Origin of the sequence: Pseudomonas sp. UBA2684, assembly GCA_002354655.1 — a bacterium.
Taxonomy (GTDB): domain Bacteria; phylum Pseudomonadota; class Gammaproteobacteria; order Pseudomonadales; family Pseudomonadaceae; genus Aquipseudomonas.
Genome location: DELY01000041.1, coordinates 32,336 through 50,914 on the forward strand (window position 1 = coordinate 32,336; position 18,579 = coordinate 50,914).

General features: G+C 63.6%; 16 protein-coding genes. 7 read left to right on the top strand and 9 right to left on the bottom strand.

Annotated elements, in window-relative coordinates:
• Window positions 1-195: 195 nt before the first annotated feature.
• Window positions 196-2,250, bottom strand: coding sequence for a hypothetical protein (locus tag B3M58_RS13835; RefSeq protein WP_296220119.1), 2,055 nt, complete (start codon window positions 2,248-2,250; stop codon window positions 196-198).
• 423 nt (window positions 2,251-2,673) lie between these two features.
• Between B3M58_RS13835 and B3M58_RS13840 the strand changes: the two genes are divergently transcribed.
• Window positions 2,674-4,002 (top strand): spinster family MFS transporter, encoded by a 1,329-nt coding sequence (locus B3M58_RS13840; RefSeq protein ID WP_296219915.1) that lies wholly within the window; start codon window positions 2,674-2,676, stop codon window positions 4,000-4,002.
• Between the two features lie 126 nt (window positions 4,003-4,128).
• Here the strand turns inward: B3M58_RS13840 and rapA are convergent, their stop codons facing one another.
• On the bottom strand, window positions 4,129-6,972 hold the full coding sequence (gene rapA, locus B3M58_RS13845) for an RNA polymerase-associated protein RapA (RefSeq protein ID WP_296219916.1): 2,844 nt from the start codon (window positions 6,970-6,972) through the stop codon (window positions 4,129-4,131).
• Window positions 6,973-7,149: 177 nt separating this feature from the next.
• Here rapA and B3M58_RS13850 point away from each other — a divergent pair, with 177 nt between their 5' ends.
• The 4 genes from B3M58_RS13850 (at window position 7,150) to ccoM (ending at window position 8,521) form a co-directional block, all read left to right on the top strand.
• Window positions 7,150-7,446: an aspartate-semialdehyde dehydrogenase gene (locus B3M58_RS13850; RefSeq protein WP_296219917.1), complete on the top strand. Its 297-nt coding sequence runs from the start codon at window positions 7,150-7,152 to the stop codon at window positions 7,444-7,446.
• 44 nt (window positions 7,447-7,490) lie between these two features.
• A complete protein-coding gene (locus B3M58_RS13855) occupies window positions 7,491-8,093 on the top strand; it encodes an alpha-ketoglutarate-dependent dioxygenase AlkB family protein (RefSeq protein ID WP_296219919.1) in 603 nt (200 codons plus the stop codon).
• Window positions 8,090-8,251: a hypothetical protein gene (locus B3M58_RS13860; RefSeq protein WP_296219920.1), complete on the top strand. Its 162-nt coding sequence runs from the start codon at window positions 8,090-8,092 to the stop codon at window positions 8,249-8,251. Before B3M58_RS13855 ends, B3M58_RS13860 begins: the two co-directional genes overlap by 4 nt.
• 153 nt (window positions 8,252-8,404) lie before the next feature.
• Window positions 8,405-8,521 (top strand): cytochrome c oxidase subunit CcoM, encoded by a 117-nt coding sequence (gene ccoM, locus B3M58_RS13865; protein WP_296219921.1) that lies wholly within the window; start codon window positions 8,405-8,407, stop codon window positions 8,519-8,521.
• 146 nt (window positions 8,522-8,667) lie between these two features.
• On the opposite strand, the gene B3M58_RS13870 is transcribed toward ccoM, so the two are convergent.
• The 7 genes from B3M58_RS13870 to B3M58_RS13900 form a co-directional block, all read right to left on the bottom strand.
• Window positions 8,668-9,747: an ABC transporter permease gene (locus B3M58_RS13870; RefSeq protein WP_296219923.1), complete on the bottom strand. Its 1,080-nt coding sequence runs from the start codon at window positions 9,745-9,747 to the stop codon at window positions 8,668-8,670.
• A complete protein-coding gene (locus tag B3M58_RS13875; protein ID WP_296219924.1) occupies window positions 9,744-10,682 on the bottom strand; it encodes an ABC transporter ATP-binding protein in 939 nt (312 codons plus the stop codon). The genes B3M58_RS13870 and B3M58_RS13875 overlap by 4 nt, the downstream gene beginning before the upstream one ends.
• Window positions 10,669-11,628 carry an HlyD family secretion protein gene (locus B3M58_RS13880; protein WP_296219926.1) on the bottom strand — a complete coding sequence of 320 codons (960 nt, stop codon included), beginning with the start codon at window positions 11,626-11,628 and terminating at the stop codon, window positions 10,669-10,671. The genes B3M58_RS13875 and B3M58_RS13880 overlap by 14 nt, the downstream gene beginning before the upstream one ends.
• Window position 11,629: 1 nt before the next feature.
• Window positions 11,630-12,286 (bottom strand): TetR/AcrR family transcriptional regulator, encoded by a 657-nt coding sequence (locus tag B3M58_RS13885; RefSeq protein ID WP_296219927.1) that lies wholly within the window; start codon window positions 12,284-12,286, stop codon window positions 11,630-11,632.
• A 247-nt stretch (window positions 12,287-12,533) separates the two neighbouring features.
• Window positions 12,534-13,040 (bottom strand): DUF1993 domain-containing protein, encoded by a 507-nt coding sequence (locus B3M58_RS13890; protein WP_296219928.1) that lies wholly within the window; start codon window positions 13,038-13,040, stop codon window positions 12,534-12,536.
• Window positions 13,041-13,185: 145 nt separating this feature from the next.
• A complete protein-coding gene (locus B3M58_RS13895; RefSeq protein ID WP_296219929.1) occupies window positions 13,186-13,656 on the bottom strand; it encodes a MaoC family dehydratase in 471 nt (156 codons plus the stop codon).
• Entirely contained in the window at window positions 13,653-14,615 is a 963-nt protein-coding gene (locus B3M58_RS13900) for an alpha/beta hydrolase (protein ID WP_296219930.1), read from the bottom strand. The genes B3M58_RS13895 and B3M58_RS13900 overlap by 4 nt, the downstream gene beginning before the upstream one ends.
• 227 nt (window positions 14,616-14,842) lie before the next feature.
• On the opposite strand from B3M58_RS13900, the gene fadD2 reads away from it, so the two are divergent.
• Both fadD2 and fadD1 read left to right on the top strand, forming a co-directional pair.
• Entirely contained in the window at window positions 14,843-16,531 is a 1,689-nt protein-coding gene (gene fadD2, locus B3M58_RS13905) for a long-chain-fatty-acid--CoA ligase FadD2 (RefSeq protein ID WP_296219931.1), read from the top strand.
• A gap of 240 nt (window positions 16,532-16,771) precedes the next feature.
• Window positions 16,772-18,460 carry a long-chain-fatty-acid--CoA ligase FadD1 gene (gene fadD1, locus B3M58_RS13910; protein ID WP_296219933.1) on the top strand — a complete coding sequence of 563 codons (1,689 nt, stop codon included), beginning with the start codon at window positions 16,772-16,774 and terminating at the stop codon, window positions 18,458-18,460.
• Window positions 18,461-18,579: the final 119 nt, after the last annotated feature.

The window sequence follows — 18,579 nt, forward strand, 5'->3', positions numbered from 1 at the left end:
CAGCCAAGGCCCAGCCATTTCTGGCTGCTGCCGGGTCTGCGTGAGGAGTGGTGGGGTGATGGTATTGGCATGACAACCTGCCAGCGACGCTGGCGCTTAACAGCCCGTTTAAACCATGGACGGCGATTGCTGTTGCGTCAATGATCGCCAGCGGTGCGCTGGCAAGCAGCGCGCTACTGGCCACGCCTGCTTCGGTCAGCGGCGCGCGTCGTAGTCGTTGAGCGAGATCACCCGGGTCTTGCCGATGCGGTGGCGGTAGATTTCGCGCAGGTACTTGATGGTTTTCTTCACGCTGTCACGGCTCAGGCGAATGTCGTTGATCGAGACGAACTTGTCCTTGTCGTGGATCAACTCGCGGTATTTCTTCTCGTACATCGGCTTGATTGCATACCAGTTGGTGTCGAGGATTTTCGCCGGGTTTTCGTGTTCGTTGAGCATGGCGTCGACCCGCGCCTCGTCGAATTCGTCGGCGACGATGAAGTCGAGGATGGCGGTGTCCAGGCTGTCGTCGAAACGGTGCTGTTCGCGGGCGAAGCAGCGCTTGATAAAGGCCACTATCAGGGTCAGGAAATCGTCCGACAGGCACGGGCTCTTGACGATCAGGGTGGTCAACGAGAGGTTGGCCGAGGCGCCGATGACCAGGGCGTAGCGTTTCAGCGTGGTGTTGGGGAACAGGCTGTTGAGGTGGGTCTTGAGCCGGTTCAGGTCCATGTAGGAGAGTTTGTAGTCCTTCGGCAGGGAGACGATCGAGACCACCGAGGAGCAGTTCTTGAAGAAGTGCAGGTCGCTGAGTTCGGCGGCGTCGAAGCCGGATTTCTTGTAGTGCGACAGGGCCTCGCGGTAACGCTTGGATTCGATCGGCAGCAGGCTGATGCCTTCGATGGCCTGGGTGACCTTGTTGAAGTGCGGCAGGTCGATGGAGCGGAAGAACAGGTCGTCGATGTTCAAACGGGGCGGCTCTTTATCCAGCACGCGGAATTTGTCGGTGCTGGCGGACGCCTGCTCGGGCACCACCGATTCGGCATAGGCGATCGCCACCGGGCCTGCCAGGCTCATAAACAGGTCGTTGGCATCCAGGCGAATGGTTTCGCCGATGTCGATACCGGCGCGGCGGAAGTAGTTCTGGTCGTAGTCGGTGGTCACCGCCTGGGCGGTGAGGATGTTGAAGATCTGCTGCGAGATGTACTGGTTGGCGTGGCGCTCCATGGCGTTGACGTCGATGTTCTGGATGTTGCCGTCGTCGCTCTCTTCGGCGTAACGCATGATGTCGTTGGAGATCAGCATCATCGCATTCCACGGACGGATGCGGCGCATCACGCTGGCTTCGCTGTTTTCCTCGTTGTCGAAGTTGTAGGAGAAGTCCCATTCCTCGGCGAGGTACTTGCACAGCAGGCGCCCAGCATTGATGTGCAGGGCTTCGGACATCTCGCTGCGCTGGTCGGAAATGTTCGGCAGGATGCAGATACCGCTGGTGAAAATCGGTTCGAAAACGAAGCTGTGATCGCGGTTTTCCGGGTTTTCATCCTGGGTTTTGCTGTCGAAGGTCTTGCTCATGTAGGCGAACTGCTGGGCCAGGCCAAATTCCGAGGCCATGCCCGAGCCCGTGCCGCCACCGGCGCTGAAGATGTAGAAGTACAGGCGCGACTGGTTGGCCTTGATCCCGCAGGAGTCGATCAAGTAGCTGTGGATAAACTTCCAGTCGGCGTTGCTGAAGCGCTGGGTGTCCTTGTTGAGGATGATCTTGGCCAGGTACTGGCCGAGGATCGGCGCGTTACCGGCGCCGCCCGCATGCACCTCGGACAGGTCCATGATCTTCATCTTGCTGTAGTCGCTGAGAAAGCCGCTGGTTTCGCCTTTGCGCGAAAAGCGGATGCGCCCTTCGATGTCCTTGTCCAGGTCGCCGAGCATCACCAGCGGCTCGATCAGGAACACCGGTTTGCTGTCCTTGCTCGGAGCGCGCAGCAGGTTGCTGCGAATCCAGCGGGTGGGGCGGAAATCCTGCTCGGCGACGGCTTTTTCTTCGTTGTTGAATTCGCTGAGGTAGAACTGCCGGGCGTTGTAGACCAGGGAGGCGACATCCAGGGCGATATTCGAGCCGCAGCGGCCCAGGCCGATCAGGCACACCGACGGGAAATGCTGGACGCGGCGCATGTCGGCGTCGTCATCCAGGTTGGCCGGCGGGAACACCAGGCTGCGCAAGCCGTCGAGGTTGTCGAGGATGCGATCGATGTCGCGCTCGGTGAAATACATGTACTGCTCGCTGTTCTCGTCGAGCCGGCGCAGCGGCGCAGCGGGGATAAGCAAGTCGTCAGCCAGTTTGGCCAGGGTGGCTTCGGTCGCAGCGGCGGAAACAGCGTCTTTTTTTATTTTCATGATCGACAATCCGGCGAGTGGTGAAAGGCACTACGGCCAGTGGCCACAGTGCGCGCAACACGCTTGGTTGTAGCATGAAAAAATGCAATTCGCGTTATTCGGCCGGTTGTCGGTGGCGTGCAATGCAGGCGTTGCCGGGGGCGTCGAGCGCGGCGAATCGCCGTCATCGGCGTGCATAAATCCGGCGAATAGTCGCAGACAGATCAGGCCGAACGCTCTAGATTGCACCCTGCAAAAGGTCTGACAGGCGTTGCCAAGGTTGGCGGCGCGCTTCAATAACAACAAATAGAGATGGATTCCATGCAACACACCCAGCCAGCGACGAATGCGTGGCGCATTTTGTTCCTGCTTTTTCTCGCCAACCTGTTCAACTTCTTCGACCGCACCATCCCGGCCATCATCATCGAACCCATCCGTATGGAGTGGAGCCTCAGCGACTTTCAGCTGGGCTTGATCGGCACGGCATTCACCCTCGTTTATGCAATCGCCGGTGTACCGCTGGGACGCATGGCCGACACCGGCTCACGACGCAAGATCATGGGCTGGGGCTTGGCGGTGTGGAGTGGCTTGACCGCAGTGAATGGTCTGGCCTGGAACTTCTGGAGTTTCCTGCTGATTCGCATGGGGGTCGGGATTGGCGAAGCCAGTTATGCACCGGCGGCCAATTCGCTGATCGGCGACCTGTTCCCGGCGCACAAGCGGGCGCGGGCCATGGGTATTTTCATGCTCGGCCTACCGATTGGCCTGTTGCTGGCGTTCTTCACCATTGGTGCGATGGTCGAGGCGTTCGACAGCTGGCGTGCGCCGTTCTTCATCGCCGCCGTGCCGGGGCTGATCCTTGCGCTGTTCATGTTCTTCATCAAGGAGCCCAAGCGCGGCGCCGCCGAAGCCGTACAGGTGGCGGCCGCACCGGTGGACAAGCCGCTGCGCAAGGTGCTGGCGATTCGCACCTTCTGGTGGCTGGTGGTGGCGGGGCTGACCTTCAACTTCGCCACCTATGCCTGCAATTCGTTCATGGTGCCGATGCTGCAGCGCTACTTTCTGTTGCCGCTGGAGCAGGCGGCCATGGCCACCGGCATGATTGTCGGGGTGACCGGTTTGCTGGGACTGACCCTCGGCGGTTGGTTGGCGGATCGGATTCACCAGCGCTGGGAGTCCGGGCGCCTGTTGTTCGCGGCGTTCAGCATGTTGATCGCGGCGCTGGCCACCGCTTATGCGCTGTTGTCCGGGCGTATCGACATCGCCATCTTCGTCGGCGTGTTCAGCCTGGGCTGGTTGTTCTCCTACAACTTCTACACCTGCGTCTACACGGCGATTCAGGACGTTATCGAGCCGCGCCTGCGCGCCACGGCCATGGCATTGTTCTTCGCCGGTCTGTATTTGCTGGGCGGCGGGCTGGGGCCGATTGCCGTGGGCTTGCTCTCCGACCACTTCGCCCAGGCGGCGATGCTTGCGGCAGGTGCCAGCGAGATGAGCGAGGCGTTCAAGGCGGTAGGGCTGCACGACGCCATGTACCTGATCCCGGCGGCGCTGTTGCTGACCATGCTGGCGCTGGTGCAGGCCTCGCGCTGTTTCGCCGCCGATGCCCGGCGGATGCGCGTCGGCATGAGCGAGGCGGTGCCGGCGTGATGTGGGAGGGGCTTTGGCCGCGACAAGCCAGAGGCGCGTCGAATCGCGGCTGAAACCCTCCCACAGCCCGTCACCCTGAACAAACAAGGCCCGCAATTGCGGGCCTTGTTTGTTCAGCGGGTCGAGTTAGCCGGCGACCAGTACGCGAATCGCCTCCAGGCGCAGGGCGGCCTTGTCGAGCAGGGCCAGGCCTTGCTCGCGTTGCTGGCGCAAGGCGTCCAGCTCGCTGTCGCGTACGCTCGGGTTGACCGCTTGCAGAGCGGTCAGGCGGGCCAGTTCTTCTTCGGTGTCGGCCGCCAGACGGCGCTTGGCTTCCGCGACCCGGGTGATGTGGTGCGGGGCGATTTTGCCTTCGCCGGCATTGATCAGCGGGTTGAGGCTGTCGCGCTGGGCCTGCACGAACTTGTTGGCACTGGCGCGCGGCACGCTTTCCAGCTGGTCATTCAGGGTTTCGAAGGCCACCTTGTGTGCCAGGTCGTTGCCGTTGGCATCGAGCAGGCAGCGCAGGGCAATCGGCGGCAGGTAGCGACCCAGTTGCAGGGCGCGCGGGGCCACCACTTCACTGACATACAGCAGTTCGAGCAGCACGGTGCCGGGTTTCAGCGCCTTGTTCTTGATCAGCGCCACGCCGGTGTTGCCCATCGAACCGGAGCGCACCAGGTCCATGCCGCCTTGCACCATCGGATGTTCCCAGGTGAGGAACTGCATGTCCTCGCGAGCCAGGGCCAGGTTGCGGTCGTAGGTGATGGTCACGCCTTCGTCGTCGCCCAGCGGGAAGCTGGCGTCGAGCATCTTTTCGCTGGGGCGCAGGATCAGGGCGTTGTCCGAGTGGTCTTCGCTGTCGATGCCGAAGGCGTCGAACAGCTGCTCCATATAGATCGGCAGGGCGAATTGGTCGTCCTGTTCGAGAATCGCCTCGACCAGCGCCTCGCCTTCGCCGGCACCGCCGGAGTTGAGTTCCAGTAGACGGTCGCGGCCGGCATGCAGCTCGCTTTCCAGGCGCAGGCGTTCGGCCTTGGCCTCGTCGACCAGGGTTTGCCATTCGCCGTCGTCGCCGCTTTCCAGCAGCGGCAGCAGGCGGCCGCCGAACTGGTGTTGCAGGGCGTTGCCGGTCGGGCAGGTGGCGAGGAAGGCGTTCAGCGCTTGGTGGTACCACTGGAACAGACGCTCTTGCGGACTGTTTTCCAGGTACGGCACATGCAACTGGATGCGGTGCTGCTGACCGATGCGGTCGAGGCGGCCGATACGCTGTTCGAGCAGGTCCGGGTGGGCCGGCAGGTCGAACAGCACCAGGTGGTGGGCGAACTGGAAGTTGCGGCCTTCGCTGCCGATTTCCGAGCAGATCAACACCTGGGCACCGAACTCTTCGTCGGCGAAGTAGGCGGCGGCGCGGTCGCGCTCGAGGATGTTCATGCCTTCATGGAACACCGTGGCCGGGATGCCGGAGCGCACGCGCAGGGCGTCCTCCAGGTCCATGGCGGTCTCGGCGTGGGCGCAGATCACCAGTACCTTGAATTTCTTGAGCATCTTCAGGGCATCGATCAGCCATTCGACGCGCGGGTCGAAACGCCACCAACGCTGCTCGTCGTCGATCTCGCTCTGCGCCTGATAACTGACTTCCGGGTACAGATCCGGGTGCTCGCCGATCGGCAGCTCCATGTACAGATCCGGGCTCGGCAGCGGGTAGGGGTGCAAATCGCGCTCGGGGAAACCCTGCACCGCGGCGCGGGTGTTGCGAAACAGCAGGCGGCCGGTGCCGTGCCGGTCGAGCAGTTCGCGCACCAGGCGCGCTGCAGCTTCGCTGTCGCCATCGTTGACCGCGGCGAGCAGGCCTTCACCCTCGGCGCCGAGGAAATCGTGGATGGTCGTGTGCGCGGCACTCGACAGGCGACCCTGATCGAGCAACTCCTGCACGGCTTCGGCGACCGGGCGGTAATTGGCGCTCTCGGCGCGGAATGCTTCGAGGTCGTGGAAGCGGTGCGGATCGAGCAGGCGCAGACGGGCGAAGTGGCTGTCCTGGCCGAGCTGTTCCGGGGTGGCGGTGAGCAGCAGTACGCCGGGAATCACTTCGGCGAGCTGCTCGACCAGGGCGTATTCCCGGCTGGCGTGTTCCGGGTGCCAGACCAGGTGATGGGCTTCGTCGACCACCATCAGGTCCCAGCCGGCGGCAAACAGCGCGTCCTGGGCTTTTTCGTCCTCGCACAGCCATTCCAGCGCGACCAGGGCAAGCTGGCAGTCCTCGAACGGGTTGCTGGCGTCGCTTTCGATAAAGCGCTCGGCGTCGAACAGGGCCACATCCAGGTTGAAGCGCCGGCGCATTTCCACCAGCCACTGGTGCTGGAGGTTTTCCGGGACCAGGATCAGCACGCGGTTGGCGCGCCCGGAGAGCAGCTGGCGGTGAATCACCAGGCCGGCTTCGATGGTCTTGCCCAGGCCCACTTCATCGGCCAGCAGGACGCGCGGGGCGATGCGGTCGGCGACTTCGCGGGCGATGTGCAGCTGGTGCGCAATCGGTTGCGCACGCACGCCGCCCAGGCCCCACAGCGAGGATTGCAGCTGGCGGCTGGTGAATTCCAGGGTGCGGTAGCGCAGGGCGAACCAGGGCAGCGGGTCGATCTGCCCGGCGAACAGGCGGTCGCTGGCCAGGCGGAACTGGATGAAATTCGACAGTTGGGTTTCCGGCAGGGTGACGCTCTGGTTCTGCCCATCGAGGCCGTGGTAAACCAGCAGGCCATCGACATCGTCGACTTGCTGCACGGTCAGCTTCCAGCCCTCGAAGTGGGTGATTTCGTCGCCCGGGGAGAAGCGCACGCGGGTCAGCGGTGCATTGCGGGTGGCGTATTGGCGGGTTTCGCCGGTAGCCGGGTAGAGCACGGTGAGCATGCGGCCATCCTGCATGAGGACGGTCCCTAAACCCAGTTCAGCCTCGCTGTCACTGATCCAGCGTTGCCCCGGTTCGTATTGCGCCATGCCTGTCTGTCTCCCGCGTGAAAAAGCCGGCTATGGTAACGGAACGCCGAGCCCAGGCCAAAGGCGCATTCACTGCAAACGGGCACTTAGCGGCGTAACCTGAGTCGAAAGTGTAGCGAGGCTGCTCTCAAGTCGGCGTTCGCCTGGCCGACAGTCTGACCAAAGGAGGGCGATAACGTGCTACCACCGATTCCCCACAGCATGGCGCCAGTCACCGTGCAGCAGGACGTGATCAAGCCACGCCCCGACATTCCGCCGGTGACGCCGGCTGCCGAAGGCGCCAAGGAAAGTGGCGTGGGCCTGGACAAACGCCATCCCCAGGAGGCCGCCGAGCTGCTGCGCGAAGAGCAGCGCCGACGTCAGCGGCGGGGCTACACCCCGGAAGAGTTGGCCGAAGGCGAGGTGGCCAAGGCCGACGAGGCGGTGATCGAGGCGCTGCCGCGACAAGGGCTGTGGGTGGATGTGGAAGTCTGAGCCGCGCACAATGCGCTTCTGTCCCGCATAGCGCCGAGCCCGACGTGAACCTGTTCGCCGACACCGACTTGCAGTTGCCCGATGCCGAACTCCAGCTGCAAGCGCAGTGGCTGGACGCCGCCACTGCGGATCGCTGGTTGCAGCAACTGATCGCGCAGACGCCTTGGGAGCAGCCGCAAGTGCGCCTGTACGGGCGCGCCTACCCGGTGCCGCGTCTGGTGGCTTGGTACGGCGATGCCGAGGCCAGCTACCGTTACTCCGGGCTGACCCACCAACCGCTGCCCTGGACGCCACTGCTGGCCGAGATTCGCCGCCGTGTAGCGGCAGCGGCAGGACAGGCGCTCAACGGCGTGCTGCTCAACTACTACCGCGATGGCAACGACTCGATGGGCTGGCACAGCGATGATGAAGCGGAGTTGGGCCGCAACCCGCTGGTTGCCTCGCTCAACCTCGGCGGTACCCGGCGTTTCGACCTGCGCCGCAAGGGGCAGAGTCGTATCGAGCACTCGCTGGCGCTGGAGCACGGTTCGCTACTGGTCATGCGCGGGCCGACGCAGCATTATTGGCAGCATCAAGTGGCGAAGACGCGCACGCCGTGCGCGCCCCGCCTGAACCTGACATTTCGCCTAATCCGGTCGCCCTCATGAGCAACGACGACAACCTGATCGATTTCACCGCCGAGCGCGGCAAGCGTATCCACGACGTACACGACAAGAAGCTCGACGACATGCGCCAGGCCTTCGAGCAGGCGTTGCCGCTGGCCCAGGCCAAGAAAAAATCAAAAACCAAGCCGAAAAAACGCTGATTCCCGCCTGCCGCACCGATCCATTGATTTGGATCAGGTCTTTCCCGCGCCCGCCAATCGCGCCCCCAGTCGCATTGATCCAGATCAATGTGTGCCTGCGCTGCCCTGAGTAATGTGGAGCCATCCCAGACAGGACTCACGCAGGAGGCAACCATGTTTATCGATGTCGTAGTGCTCGCCGGTGTTGGCACCGTCGGCCTGATGTGCGCCTTCTTCGCAGGCGTCGGTTACTTCATCTGGAAGGATTCGCACAAGCGCAAGGCGCGCTGAATCCCTCCACAAGAGGCACGCAAGGCAATTCGGGCGACTTCGGTCGCCCTTTTTTTGTCCGTTTTTTGCCTGCGGCTTGGGCGTGGGCGGCGGTACGGCTGCGGAGGTTGGCGCTAGCCCGTGGACTTGCCCGGCGCGCCTGGCTATCAGTCCAGGCGCTTGGTCACCCGCGCCACCGCGATGCTCAGCATCAGCACGGCGAACACCAGCAGCGCGAGCATTTCCGGCCACAAGTCGAGCAGCCCGGCGCTGCGCAGCATGATGCCGCGCGCCAGGCGCAGGAAGTGGGTGAGCGGCAACAGCTCGGCGATCCACTGCGCGGCCCGGGGCATGCCGGCGAACGGGAACATAAAACCGGACAGCAGGATTTGCGGGAGGAAGGTGAAGAAGGCCATTTGCATGGCTTGGAACTGCGTCCGCGCCAGGGTCGAGATGAACACCCCGAGGGCCAGGCTGGCGACGATAAATAGCAAGGCGGCGCCGTACAGCTCCAGCAGCGAGCCGCGGATCGGTACCTGGAACAGCAGGCGGCCGGCCAGCAGGATCACCGTTACCTGAATCAGACCGATGCCGATGAACGGCAGTACCTTGCCGAGGGTCAGCTCCCAGGGCGACAGCGGCGTAGCAATAAGCATCTCCAGGTTGCCGCGTTCGCGCTCGCGAACCAGGGCGATGGCGGTGAATAGCACCATGGTCATGGTCAGGATCACCCCGATCAACCCAGGCACGGTGTTCAGCGGCGCCAGGCGCTGCGGGTTGTACAGGTTGATCAGCGCCACGCCCTGGCGACTCTCCCAGCCGGGCAGCGGATAGGCCGCCAGCTGCCGCGCCGAGGCTTGCACGCTCTGGTCGGAGCCATCCACCACCAGTTGCAGTGGCGGGCGATCATGGCGTTGCAGGCGCGCCTCAAAATTCGCCGGCACCACCAGGGCGGCGCTGATCTTGCCCTGGCGCAGCAGGCTGTCCAGTTGTTGCGGCGTGCTCAGCCGGTAGCGCAGGTTGAGCACCTGGCTGACGCCGATTTCCGCCACCACCTCACGTGAGCGCGCGGTGTTGGCCTGGTCCAGCACGGCGGCGTCGATACCGCGTACATCCATGTTGATCGCGTAGCCGAACAGCACCAGTTGCAGCAGCGGGATGCCGACGATCATGGCGACGGTCAGCCGGTCGCGGTGCAACTGGCGCAGTTCCTTGACCACGATGGCGGCCAGGCGATGCAGGTTCATGGCGCGACCTGCAATGGTGTGCGGGTGACGGTGACGAATACGTCTTCCAGGTTCGCTTCGGTGTCCTCGATTCGCGCCTCGAGGTGGGTGGCGCGCAGGCGCTGTGCTATGCGCTGGCGCGCATCGGCGGTGGCGACCAGCACGCGCAGGCTGGCCCCGATCTGCGCCAGCGCCAGCACCTCCGGGAAGCCTTGCAGAGCACGTTGCGCCTGGCGCGGCTGGGCGCATTCGATCAACAGTGGGTGGCCGGGCAGGGCGTCCATCAGCTGGCGCGGGCTGCCATCTGCCACCAGACGGCCGGCATCGAGGATACCCAGACGCGTGCAGCGCTCGGCCTCGTCCATGTAGTGGGTGGAGACCAGTAGGGTGGTGCCGGCGTCGGCCAGCTCGAACAGCGAGTCCCAGAACTCGCGGCGCGATTGCGGATCGACGGCGCTGGTCGGTTCGTCGAGCAACAGTAGGTCCGGCTTGTGCAGCACCGCACCGGCCAGGGCCAGGCGCTGTTTCTGCCCGCCGCTGAGGCTGCCGGCCATCTGCCGGCGACGGTCGGCCAGCCAGTAACGCTCCAGCAGCTCCTCGATGCGCTGGCGCGCCGCGTGTTTAGCAAGGCCCTGTACGGTGGCGAGAAATTCCAGGTTCTCGGCGACGCTGAGGTCTTCGTACAGCGAGAACTTCTGCGTCATGTAACCGATGCGCCGTTTCAGCGCCTCGGCATCGCGGGGGATCTGGCAGCCAAGCACCTCGATCTCACCGGCGCTGGGCAGCAACAGGCCACACAGCATGCGGATGGTGGTGGATTTGCCGCAGCCGTTGGGGCCGAGAAAGCCGAACACCTCGGCGCGGCGCACGCTGAGGTTGAGTTGGTCGACCGCGGTAAGCGTGCCAAAACGCTTGCTCAGGCCGCGCGCCTGGATTACCGACTCATGGCTGTTCATCGTCGTGCTCGGCTTGCAGGGGCAAACCGGCCGGTAGTTGGCGCGCGGCAGCGCCGTGCAGGCGCAGCTCGGCACGGTACATCAGCCGGCTGGCATCGTCGCCGCTGAGGGCGAAATACGGGGTGAAGCTGGCCTCGCTGCGGATGCTGCTGACGGTGGCGGCGAAGGGCTGTTCTATGCCTTCGACCTGCACGCGCATGGCGTCGCCCAGGGCGGTGTGCGGCCGCTGGCTAGCGGGGATGTAGACCCGCGCATAGGGCATCTCGCCGACCAGCAGGCTGGCCACTTCGGCGCCGCTTGGCGGTTGGTCGCCGGCCTTGAAGGGCAGGGCATCGACCCGGCCGGCCCGTGGCGCACGCACGTTCAGGTGTTCGCGGTCGAGCATAACCTGGGCGAGCTTGCCACGTGCGGCGTCCAGCGCAGCGGCAGCCTGCTCGAGCTGTTCGGGGCGGGTGCCGTTGCTCAGTTCGCGCAGTTGGGCATCGGCGTTACGCGTGGCGGCCTGACTCTGGTCGCGGCCGGCGCGGGCGCGGTCCAGCTCGGCAATGGCCACCTGGCCACGTTGGTAGAGCGCGGCAATACGCTGGAAATTGTGCTCGGCATTACGCTGCTCGGCACGCTGGCGCGCCAGCGTGGCCTGTGCCGCGTCAAGGGTTTCACGGCGGGCGCCGTTGCTCAGCTCGTTGAGGCGGGCCTCGGCCTGGGCCACTTCGCCGCGCGCCTGGGCGATGCGCGCATCCTGGCGGCGTGGGTCGAGCGCCAACAGCAATTGTCCGGCCTCGACATACTGGCCCTCGGCGACGTGCCAACTGAGGATGGTTTCCGAGGCCTCGGCAGGCACGCCGATGCGGTCCCATTCCAGGCTGCCGAGTAGCGCATCGTCGCCCGGCTGCTCGCAGCCGGCGAGCAGGGTGACGCACAACAGGCCGGGCAGTAGTCTGGTCATTTCAGGCCTCCATCCCCTGTTCGAGCAGGGCGAGGGTGTGGCAGATCAGTGCTTCGTCGCCGATCTGCGGGTTGGCGAATATCCCGCGCCAGAGCGGCGCGGCGGCGTGCGGCAGCATGGTCAGGCCGATCAGCGAGACCACCAGTAAGCGTGGGTCGAGCGCGGGGTTGAGGTCGCCGCGCGCCTGGGCGGCGGCGAAGCGCTGGGCCAGCAGCAGAGGGATCAGTGGAGCGACGCGGGTGGTCAGCAGGTCACGTAGTGCACCGCCTTCGCAGAGGATTTCGCGCACCCACAACGGTGGAATCCACGGATGCCGGGTCACCATCTCGCTCATCCCGCGGACGAACTGGCTAACCAGTTCGCGTGGGCTGTCGCCGGCCTGTTGCAGGCGTGCGGCAACGCCTTGGATCAGCGGCAGCAAGCGCTCCTCCACCATGGCTTCGACCAGGCACGGCTTGTTGCCGAAGTAGTAATTGACCAGTGCCGGGGTGACACCGGCCTGCTGGGCGATGCCGCGCAGGCTGGATGCGTGGATGCCGGTATGAGCGAAGGCGTTCACGGCGGCGTCCAGCAGGCGTTCGCGCTGCGGGGCAGCGTCGGCAGTGGGGCGCCCTGGCGTACGGGCGGTTTTGTCTGGAGCGGGGGCTGATCTGTTCATGTGCCATTAATTAAATACTTATTTAATTAATGGCAAGCCCGGCGCCGAGGATTAAGCCGAGCGGTATATGACGCGCCGGCTACCGGCCTTGACATCGCCACGGCGCTGGGCGCCGCAGCTACTTTCAGCATAGAGCCACCTGTAGCCGTCAACCCCAGGTTGCCCGCTGGTCTGGCGCGGTGGGCGCGGGTGCCCTGACAGCACAAGACCGGCCTGAGCCGGTCTTGTGCTGTCGCGCGGCGGCGCCTCAGCGGGTGCCGAGGAAGTCGCGCTTGCCGATCTCGACGCCGTTGTGGCGCAGGATGGCGTAGGCGGTGGTCAGGTGGAAATAGAAGTTCGGCAGCACGTGGTCGAGCAGGAAGGCCTGGCCCTGGAAGTGGGTTTCCTTGTCGCGACGCTTGAGGGTCACGGTGCGCTCTTCGCTGCCGTCGATCTGCTCGGCGCTGATGCCTTGCAGGAAGGCCAGGGTCTTGGCGATGCGTGCTTGCAGCTCGGCGAAGCTGGTTTCGTCGTCGGCATAGCTCGGTGCTTCGCTGCCGGCCAGCAGGGCGGCGCCGGCTTTCACGCCGTCGCAGGCGATCTGTACCTGACGGCTGAGCGGGAACATGTCCGGCGCCAGGCGCGCGTTGAGGAAGACGCTCTGCTCGATTTTCTTGCTCTCGGCGTGGGCGGCGGCGATGCCAAGGATGGTCGACAGGTTGCTCAGTTGACGGGTGAAGACCGCAACGGACACGTGGTACATGGACAGGGACATGGAATTCTCCAGTAAGGCGGTTGGTAGTGCGTAATCCGGCGCAAGGGCAGGAATAGCGTAGGGAAGCTGGTGGGTTATGGCGTTCGTAATCGGTGTAACTCGTAATTTTTAACGCATGCGCCAACCCACCCTACGGATTGGCTGCTCAGCCGATGGTGATCGGCGGCAGTTCGGCCAGTTCGACGGTTAGCTGTTTACGCGGCGCGAGAATTTCCGCTTCGCCGTCCACCACCAGCTCGTCGCGCTGATTGAACACGCGAGTGGCCACACGCACGCGGAACTTCGGCAGTTTTTCGAGGATTTCCAGACGCACGGTGAGGGTATCGCCGAGCTTGACCGGCGCGGTGAAGCGCATGGTCTGGCCGATATAAATAGTGCCCGGGCCGGGCAACTCGCAGGCCACCGCCGCGCTGATCAGCGCACCGCTGAACATGCCGTGGGCGATGCGCTCTTTGAACATGCTGCTGGCGGCGTAGTCGGCATCCAGGTGCACCGGGTTGCGGTCGCCGGAAACTTCGGCGAACAGCTGGATATCGCGTTCTCCGACGGTGCGGCTGTAACTGGCGGTCTGGCCGACTTCGAGGGCGTCGTAAGGCGTGTTGCTGCTTTGGCTCATGGCTGAATCTCCTGGAGCTGTGAGTGGCGTTGGCGGGGCAAGCGCAGGGCTTGCTCGAGCCAATCGATCAGGTAGGCGGTGACTTCGTCGCGATTGCTCTCGTTGAGCAGTTCGTGGCGGGCGTCCGGGTAAATCTTCAGGTGCACCTGCTTATTGCCGGCCTGGCGCAGGGCGTTGGCCAGCGCCTCCAGGCGTTTGCCGTTGCTGACTGGGTCGCAGGCGCCGCCGATGACCAGCAGCGGCAGGCTGCTGTCGATCTGCGCGAGGTTTTTCACTGGGGTGATCTGTTGCAGGCCACCGAGCAAGTCGATCCACAGTTGATTGCCGCAGCGGAAGCCGCACAGCGGATCGTTGACGTACTTGTCGACCTCGGCCGGATCGCGGCTCAACCAGTCGAACGCGGTGCGCGTGGGCTTGAAGGCCTGGTTGAACGAGCCGAAGGAGAGGAACTCGATCAGCGCACTGCGTCCGGTCGGGCCTTGGCGCCAGCGTTCGAGGTGAGCGAGCCGCTGTGCCACACGGTACAGCGCCACCGGCTGGTAGTTGGAGCCAGACAGAATCGCCCCTTGCAGACTGCAACTGTGCTGCATCAGGTAGGCTTGGCCGATATAGCTGCCCATGCTGTGGCCGAGCAGGAAGATCGGGGCTTGCGGGTGGGTTTGGCGAATCTGGTGATTGAGGCAGGCGAGGTCGCCTACCACTTGTTGCCAGCCATTGTCGTCGGCGTAATGGCCGAGCATGCCGTGTTCGGCGGTCTTGCCATGGCCGCGCTGGTCGTGGGCATAGAGCTCATAACCTGCGGCCACCAACGCTGCGCCCAACCGCGCATAGCGACCGCTGTGTTCCGCCATGCCGTGCGCCACCATGACCACCGCTTTGGGCGGCTGCTCGGCGAACCAGCGGTTCACATAAAGAGGGGCGGCATCGCTGCTACTGAGCCAAAACGCATCGTGGAGCATGGCGAATCCTTAGGCCTGCAAGAGTGCGGCATTGTAGAGCCAGGCGATGGGCTTTTCCCAGCTGAACGGCGTGGACGAAGATTCACGCGGTCAATGACGCTGCCGCAAGTATTTGCGCCTTGCGGCATAGCTGCTAAGTTCGCCACAGGCTCTTACGCGCGGCTGCATGAGGTGATGCAAGGCGTGCCGATCAGGGCAGACACTTTCAGGGGAAGAGGATAAAAATAATGCAGCCTGATTTTTGGAGCGACAAACGCCCGGCCGGCGTACCCAACGACATCGACCTGGAGGCCTACAAGTCGGTCATCGAGGTGTTCGAGCGCTCGTGCAAGAAATTCGCCGACCGCCCGGCATTCAGCAACCTGGGCGTGACCCTGACCTACGCCGAGCTGGATCGCCTGTCCGCGGCCTTCGCCGGCTACCTGCAAAAGCACACCGATCTGCAACCCGGCGACCGTATCGCCGTGCAGATGCCCAACGTCCTGCAATACCCGATTGCGGTGTTTGGCGCCATGCGCGCCGGGCTGATCGTGGTCAACACCAACCCGCTGTACACCGCCCGCGAAATGCGCCACCAGTTCAAGGATGCCGGCGTGCGGGCGCTGGTCTACCTGAACATGTTCGGCAAGTTGGTGCAGGACGTGCTGCCGGACACCGACATCGACTACCTGATCGAAGCCAAGATGGGCGACCTGCTGCCGAGCCTGAAAGGCTGGCTGGTCAATACCGTGGTGAAAAAGGTCAAGAAAATGGTCCCCGACTACCACCTGCCGCAGGCGGTATCGTTCAAGGACGCGCTCAAGCAAGGGCAGGGCCACGGCCTCAAGCCGGTCAAGGTCGGCCACAGCGACATCGCCGTGCTGCAATACACCGGCGGCACCACCGGCGTGGCCAAGGGCGCGATGCTGACCCACGGCAACCTGGTGGCCAACATGCTGCAAGTGGATGCCTGCCTGTCGCAGCTCGGTGCCGATGGCAGCCCGCTGATGAAGCAGGGCCAGGAAATCATGATCGCGCCGCTGCCGCTGTACCACATCTATGCCTTCACCGCGAACTGCATGTGCATGATGGTCAACGGCAACCACAACGTGCTGATCACCAACCCGCGCGACATTGCAGGCTTCGTCAAGGAACTGGGCAAGTGGAAGTTTTCCGCGTTGCTGGGCCTCAATACGCTGTTCGTCGCGCTGATGGATCACCCTGAGTTCAAGCACCTGGATTTCTCCAACCTCAAGGTCACCAATTCCGGCGGCACCGCCTTGGTCAAAGCCACCGCCGAGCGTTGGCAGGCGATGACCGGCTGCACCGTGGTCGAAGGCTACGGCCTCACCGAAACCTCGCCGGTGGCCAGCACCAATCCGTATGGCGACAAGGCGCGCCTGGGCACGGTGGGCATTCCGGTGCCGGGCACCGCATTCAAGGTCATCGATGACGACGGCAACGCGCTGGCCCTGGGCGAACGCGGCGAGCTGTGCATCAAAGGCCCGCAGGTGATGAAGGGCTACTGGAACCGCGAAGAGGCCACGGCCGAGGTGCTGGACGCCGACGGCTGGTTCAAGAGCGGTGACGTGGCGGTGATCGACCCGGACGGCTTCGTGCGTATCGTCGACCGCAAGAAGGACATGATCATCGTCTCCGGCTTCAACGTGTACCCCAACGAGATCGAAGATGTGGTCATGGCCCACCCGAAAGTCGCCAGCTGCGCGGCCATCGGCGTGCCGGACGAGAAGTCTGGGGAAGTGGTCAAACTGTTCGTGGTCGCCCGCGACGGTGGCCTCAGCGCCGAGGAACTGAAAGCCTACTGCAAGGAAAACTTCACCGGCTATAAGGTGCCCAAGCACATCGTCTTCCGCGATTCGCTGCCGATGACCCCGGTCGGCAAGATTTTGCGCCGCGAGTTACGTGATATCGCCTGAAACCCTGAAGTACCGCCGTCTATCGGCTGATCGAAAGGGCTGCTCTAAAAATGACCGAAAGCTGGGCTTTCGGTCATTTTTTTGACTGACGAGGCCTGGTTTGGTGCTAGGCGGTCCCTGGCAAAGCTGCTACTCTCGGCCCGCTTTTTTGCCGTCTAGTCGGCAAAAAAACGAGCAAACATACAACAAACAACCGCCTTCGCGCGGTGAAGATTAGCTGTTGCTTAGGAGTGGGCTTCCATGACCGAAAACTTTTGGAAGGATAAGTATCCCGTTGGGATTGCTGCCGAAATCGATCCCGACCAGTACCCGAATATTCAGGCGGTACTGAAACAGTCCTGCCAACGCTTCGCTGACAAGCCTGCCTTCAGCAACCTCGGTAAGACCCTGACCTACGGCGAGCTGTATGAGCTCTCCGGGGCGTTCGCCGCCTACTTGCAGCAGCACACCGACTTGCAGCCCGGCGACCGTATCGCCGTGCAACTGCCCAACGTCCTGCAATACCCGGTCGCGGTATTCGGCGCCCTGCGCGCCGGCCTGGTGGTGGTCAACACCAACCCGCTGTACACCGCGCGGGAAATGGAACACCAATTCAACGATTCCGGCGCCAAGGCGCTGATCAGCCTGGCCAACATGGCACACCTGGCTGAGCAAGTGCTGCCGAAGACCGGGATCAAGACCGTCATCATCACCGAAGTCGGCGACATGCTGCCGCCGCTCAAGCGCCTGCTGGTCAACAGCGTGGTCAAGTACGTGAAGAAGATGGTGCCGGCGTACAACCTGCCGCACGCCGTCAAATTCACCGAGGCCCTGGGCAAAGGCCGCGGCAAGCCGGTCAACGAAGCCAACCCGAACAACGGCGACATCGCCGTGCTGCAATACACCGGCGGCACCACCGGCGTGGCCAAGGGCGCGATGCTGACCCACCGCAACCTGATCGCCAACATGTTGCAGTGCAAGGCGCTGATGGGCTCCAACCTCAACGAAGGCTGCGAGATTCTGATCGCGCCGCTGCCGCTGTACCACATCTACGCCTTCACCTTTCACTGCATGGCGATGATGCTGATCGGTAACCACAACGTGCTGATCACCAACCCGCGCGACCTGCCGGGGATGATCAAGGACCTGGCGCAGCACAAGTTCAGCGGCTTCGTTGGTCTCAACACGCTGTTCGTCGCGCTGTGCAACAACGAAGAGTTCCAGAAGCTCGACTTCTCCGCGTTGAAGGTCACCCTGTCCGGCGGCATGGCCCTGCAACTGGCCACCGCCGAGCGCTGGAAGCAAGTCACCGGTTGCGCCATCTGCGAAGGCTTCGGCATGACCGAAACCAGCCCGGTGGCCTCGGTCAACCCGATCCAGCACATTCAGATCGGCACCATCGGCATTCCGGTGCCGTCGACCCTGTGCAAGGTCATCGACGACGAAGGCAACGAGCTGCCGCTTGGCTCGATCGGCGAGCTGTGCGTCAAAGGCCCGCAAGTGATGAAGGGCTACTGGCAGCGCCAGGAAGCCACCGACGAAATCCTCGACGCCGACGGCTGGTTGAAGACCGGCGACATCGCGGTGATCCAGGAAGACGGCTACATGCGCATCGTCGACCGCAAGAAGGACATGATTCTGGTGTCCGGCTTCAACGTCTACCCGAACGAGCTGGAAGACGTACTGGCGACCCTGCCGGGCGTATTGCAGTGCGCGGCCATCGGCATCCCGGACGAGAAATCCGGCGAAGCGATCAAAATCTTTGTGGTCGCCAAACCGGGCGTGACCCTGACCAAGGAACAGGTCATGGAGCACATGCGCGCCAACCTCACCGGCTACAAGGTGCCGAAAAGCGTCGAGTTCCGCGACGTGCTGCCGACCACCAACGTCGGCAAGATCCTGCGCCGCGAGCTGCGCGACGAAGAGCTGAAGAAGCTGGGCAAGAAGTGATTCGCCCGAGCTGACCCGAAAAACCCGCTGCGGCGGGTTTTTTGTTGCCCACCATCCCTGGCGGCCACCCCTGCGGGGCCGTCGCAGGCGACGTCAAAAATTGCTCCGGGCAATTTTTT